Origin of the sequence: Bacteroides sp. (genome assembly GCF_028690125.1) — a bacterium.
Classification (GTDB): domain Bacteria; phylum Bacteroidota; class Bacteroidia; order Bacteroidales; family Bacteroidaceae; genus Bacteroides.
Map to the genome: position 1 here is coordinate 1 of NZ_JAQVBV010000101.1, position 4,955 is coordinate 4,955.

Annotated in this window: 5 protein-coding genes; all 5 read right to left on the reverse strand. The window is 39.1% G+C overall.

Going from position 1 to position 4,955, the window contains the following annotated elements; genetic code table 11:
* Nucleotides 1-274, reverse strand: a 274-nt coding sequence (locus tag PHO71_RS25220) for an MBL fold metallo-hydrolase (RefSeq protein ID WP_300208943.1), incomplete at its 3' end; no start/stop codon positions are given.
* A 353-nt stretch (nucleotides 275-627) separates the two neighbouring features.
* Nucleotides 628-2,172 carry a stalk domain-containing protein gene (locus PHO71_RS25225; RefSeq protein WP_300208944.1) on the reverse strand — a complete coding sequence of 515 codons (1,545 nt, stop codon included), beginning with the start codon at nucleotides 2,170-2,172 and terminating at the stop codon, nucleotides 628-630.
* Nucleotides 2,173-2,812: 640 nt separating this feature from the next.
* The gene (locus tag PHO71_RS26345) at nucleotides 2,813-3,991 is read right to left on the reverse strand and encodes a leucine-rich repeat domain-containing protein (protein ID WP_367279940.1); all 1,179 of its coding nucleotides are present in this window, start codon (nucleotides 3,989-3,991) and stop codon (nucleotides 2,813-2,815) included.
* The gene (locus PHO71_RS25235; protein WP_300208945.1) at nucleotides 3,960-4,346 is read right to left on the reverse strand and encodes a leucine-rich repeat domain-containing protein; all 387 of its coding nucleotides are present in this window, start codon (nucleotides 4,344-4,346) and stop codon (nucleotides 3,960-3,962) included. The genes PHO71_RS26345 and PHO71_RS25235 overlap by 32 nt, the downstream gene beginning before the upstream one ends.
* Before the next feature lie 453 nt (nucleotides 4,347-4,799).
* Nucleotides 4,800-4,952, reverse strand: a complete 153-nt coding sequence (locus PHO71_RS26350) for a DUF3006 domain-containing protein (protein WP_367279941.1) — start codon at nucleotides 4,950-4,952, stop codon at nucleotides 4,800-4,802.
* Nucleotides 4,953-4,955: the final 3 nt, after the last annotated feature.

Here is a 4,955-nt window from a genome sequence, read left to right on the forward strand (position 1 = left end):
TCTCAGCTTGTGGAGCTATGAACTCAGCCTGGAGCCCATTTAGCGGTATTACTGTCCCGGCGCGGGCCGTGCTGATCTTAAGCTGCTTGTTCTTGATGGTCAGCAAAAGCTCTTCAAAGGTCTGGCTGCTGTGGGTCACGGCGGGCAGGTAGACTTTGGCTGCCGGAAAATTATCGATAACTTCGATCAGGCCACCTATGTGGTCGGAATGAGGATGGGTACCAACAACCACTGCCAGTTTTTCGACCCCTTGATTTCGTAAATAGCCCGCCACTTTTTCCCCTTGATCTTTTTCGCCGCCATCTATTAGCAGGTTTTCACCCGTTGGAGAATGAGTATGGCATCGCCCTGTGTTTGGGCCATGAAGTGATACTGATGCGCGTAAATTGGGTTTTTCGCGAAAAAGTGTACCCCCCTAAAAATAAGGGGGGGCGTGGGATAACCTAATATGCCTCCTGTTCGTCGAGCCAAAGATGATTTTTTTCAAATTCAGCTTCATACGTATAGGTTTATTGCGGCCCTCGCCGGGCAGACATTTTGTTTATGCTATCATTCAAGCGATCTGATACTTTTCTAACTCTGGTTATCTTTATCTAACTCCTGTGTGGCAGTCGATATGGGTATAAGTCAGGATTCTGGGTCATAAGTAATAGAAGCTGTTCGGGCGGCATCATCCCAGTTAACTGTTTCACCAAGTCCTTCACTGATAAAACGAAGAGGAACCATGGTTCTACCATCTATAATCTGGGCAGGAACATCCAGTTGTTTTGTATCGCCATTAATATAGGCAGTATTTTGGCCTATTGTTATCTTTACAGTGATATACCCTAGGCTCAAAGCTACGGTCTGAGTATTTTGATCCCATTTTACCTGTGCTTCCATAGCCTCGGCGATGGGACGAATTGGCACTAAAATTCGGCCTTCCTGCATTACTGGAGGTGTATCAGTTAAAATGGGATCACCATTAAATAGAATCCTAATCTGAGGAAGGATGACTGGGGAATATGGTACTAATGCGTCTCGTGTTATAGACAAATTTTTCATTCCCTTATAATCGCATTCAAGGAAGACACCATTACCAATATCTTTTCGCCCAGGGGGCATTCCATCCAAAGTAGTAACCGCCATTGTCGCTTTATCTTTCCCTACAGCAGGCGTAAAAGCAGCGGCTAGGATATTGCTGAGCCTAGTGCCCCATGCACCTGGTGGAGATTGAAACCCGATAACATTTGGTTCATCAACAAAATAGAATTGGCATTTTGTTTCTGGATCAGTGTATACAAAAGCTTTATTTGTACTCGTATATTCTACAAATGGTAATGCTTTTAGTATACCAATCATTGTTGGGCTTACATTACGTTCGTTATTTAGGTCAACTAAATAAGGACCTGGGCTCAACACAAAGCTCAAGGAACCTCCTAAATCACTTTTTACCGATGCTTCAACCCCACCCTGACAGGTTATAGTATCTTTACCATTTGTCTTAAGCACATATATAATAATTTCAGCCTGGTCGCCGGCAAGCGGACGGATTGTCTCAGTCAGCACTTTTTCGAATTCTGAATCAATGGGAACCGAATGGTAGTTGTAATCCTGTTTGTGAAGTTCGTAAAATGAAATATAAATGTTCTTCATCTTTAAGAAATTCCACATTGACATTTTGATATTGCCGTATGTGAATACACCAAAATCATTTTCTATGTATTCCGGGTTCATCTTTCTTGATGCAATTGATACTATTTGTTGAAATTTCTCATTTATAGTATTATCATCAACTACTGTTGTTGCGGCAGTTTTAGCGAATTTATATTCTATACCAAGTGTTTCACATACAAAACGCAATGGTACTATTATGCGTCCCGCCACAATAGATGGAGGGGTTTTTTTTAGGTCAATTTTGACTCCACCTACATCCGCATGACAAAATCCAACCCATATATCAATCATTTTACTTCCTGTAATTGTTAATAACCCCACCTTTGGTTCCCAACTAATTTCACAGCCTATTGCCTTTGCAATATCATTTATCGGAACCATTGCATCCCCGTTTGATAAGTAGGGGGGTGTGAAGAAATCTACCTTTGTACCGTCAACCTTTACCGTGATTAGTGAACCGTCATCAATCACCTCAACTGTCTCCGCTGCACTGCACATTAGGGCAAAACCAAACATAATGCATAAGACTAACGATAGAATTAATATCCACCTAGCTGAATTTCTCACTACACTACCCCCCACATTTACTTAAACGCTTTATTGTTCTATTGAGTTCTTTGTTTTCCTGCTGATGTATGAGACCGACTTTTGCTATTTCAAAAATTATTACTAATTACCATTATATTTGCTGTAACGCAAAGAAATTTAGTATGACCATGACATAGTAGAACTCTTCTTTGGTGAAATAATTATGAGCAATACAATCCGATTGGTACTATCTTTAAAATTCTAAAATATTGAAACTACCGCATTAAATGTATTTATAAATCCTTCATATAAAACTCGGTCATCTAGGTGTCTGCTCTCACAGCCCTTTTTTACCTTAAATCTCGTACTTCCATTACAACTCCAGATTAACCTACGTAGTCTGTCATCAGTGGATTTTCACATTTTCCTGCCGTAAGCCTTTCAACAGCAACCACAAATCATCTTTCCAGAAAAGGGACTATTGAGCGTTGATTCCACTGCGGAAAGTCAAATTGGTTGAATTTTAATCCCACAAAGGCTTTAAAAATGATATTTCCAGCCCTTTTTGAAGGCAAAATGATCCTTAACTTAGTGCTTTTATGGGATGGATTTAGTTTTTGCAGGGGAATCAAATCTTAGCCGAGTTATTTGTTATTGCCAATACAACATGATTCCAGTTTTTCGGATTTACTTTTGCACTTCCACTAATACTAAATTGGGGATAAGAATACCAATCACTAAAGTATACTATAGATAAACAGTCATCATAAAATACTGACCAGATTGCTGTTCCACTTGTATCGTGACTTTTTGCAATTACAGTGTGAAATCCATACTTCTCTACTGCCCCATATCCGGTTACTCCAGTTGTATCATCGATTTTGGTAAAAAAAGATATACATAGAGCATCAGAAAATTTAAGGGAATCGCTAGTTGGAACCCTTACCACACCTGGATTATATACTCCTCCAAACTTAATAGCCTTTTTAATAACACCATTCTCAAAGGTTACCTTCCCTTGTATATTTCCATCATTGGCATTTCCTGAAGAATCATTGGCATTTCCTTCAAATTCATAATAGGCAACTAATCCTCTATATATATCGTTTGTTGCCAAATTTATAACTTCAAACGTTATGTTATATTTTGTTGCATAGTCTTTTGCAGTAGATGGGTCATATCCTATAATCTTTGTTGTGGCTGGAATTGTGCGTTCATAATCATATATTGTCGTTGTTGCCGAGTTAAATGTAATACTAGTTAGACCTGTGCATGTACTAAAAGCCCCCATACCGATATTTGTTACACTTTGCGGAATGTCAATACTGGTTAAGCCTGTACAACCGCGAAAAGCATAATCCCCTATACTTGTTACAGGAAATCCACCTAAATTGCTTGGTATGGTAACGGCTCCTCCAGCCCCTGTGTAACCTGTAATTTTGGCTTTCTCATCAGTTACTGTGTAAGTATAGTCAGGGTTAATAGGTTGAGTGCTTATAACTTCGAACGTTCTGTTATACTTTGTAGCGTAATCTTTTGCAGTAGATGGGTCATATCCTATAATCTTTGTCCTTGCTGGTATTGTATACGCTCTATCATATATTGTTGTTACTGCCGAATTAAATGTGATAGTGGCTAAACTATCGCAACTGATAAAAGCATTTTCGCCAATACTTGTTAATCCTTGCGGAAGGCTTATATTTGTTAAACTGCAAGAACTAAAAGCAGAGGTATCGATAAAGGTTACTCCTTGCGGGATACTTATATTTGTTAATTTATAGCATAAGGCAAAAGTAGAGATGCCGATACTTGTTAAACCTTGTGGGAAGCTTACGCTTTAAACTAGTGCAATAACTAAAAGCCTCGTTGCTTATAGTTGTCAATCCTTGTGGGAAGCATACACTTGTTAAGCTACTGCAGCCGTTAAAAGCATTCTCGCCAATATTTGTTAATCCTTCGGGAAGGCTTACACTTGTTAAGCTATGGCAAACGTAAAAAGCCCAGTTGCCGATACTTATGACAGAAACTCCACCTAATGTACTTGGTATTGTAACAACTCCTCCAGCTCCAGTGTACTTCGTAATAGTGGCTTTATCATTAGTTACAGTGTAGGTGTAATCTCCATCCTGCGCTGCCTGCACCTGGTTGTTACAACACAACATAATAACCATCATCATTACGCTTAGTAAAAATGTATTTACCTTGCTGTTTTTAAGTATTACCATGATATACCTCTTTCATATTGTTTATCGACATCAGCTCAGAACATTGTCGTATCTCATTCTGAGCTAACCCCAGCTAAGCACACAAAAATGCACCCAGTCTGGATTGAGCCAACCGATACATTTAGTTACTCTGGATTTAATTAGATCACAAACGTACAAAACAAATAATATTTCTGGTTTATTCTAGTAAAATGTGCCAATATCCTTTATTATCCAAGAAAATAATTACAGATACTGCCCTTATATACATATCTATATAAACGCACATCTCGTAAATGGTAAGCGTTTAATAACAAAGTGCCTATAAAAGGTAAACCGAACAGACTATAATCAATCTGTCCGGTTGGATTAATTCATCATTTACCGCATTCTATTCGTACGGGCGAATCCTTATTTTTTGTCATCTTCCCATAATTGTTCAGCCAGTGCGGCTATTTTCTGTTTTCGTTCCAGACTGGCTTCCCGGTCTATGGTCCATATATTATCCTTATGAATAAGAACATCGCCTTCCCGGGCTGCGCTTGGAATTTCCTCCCGCTTTATCTT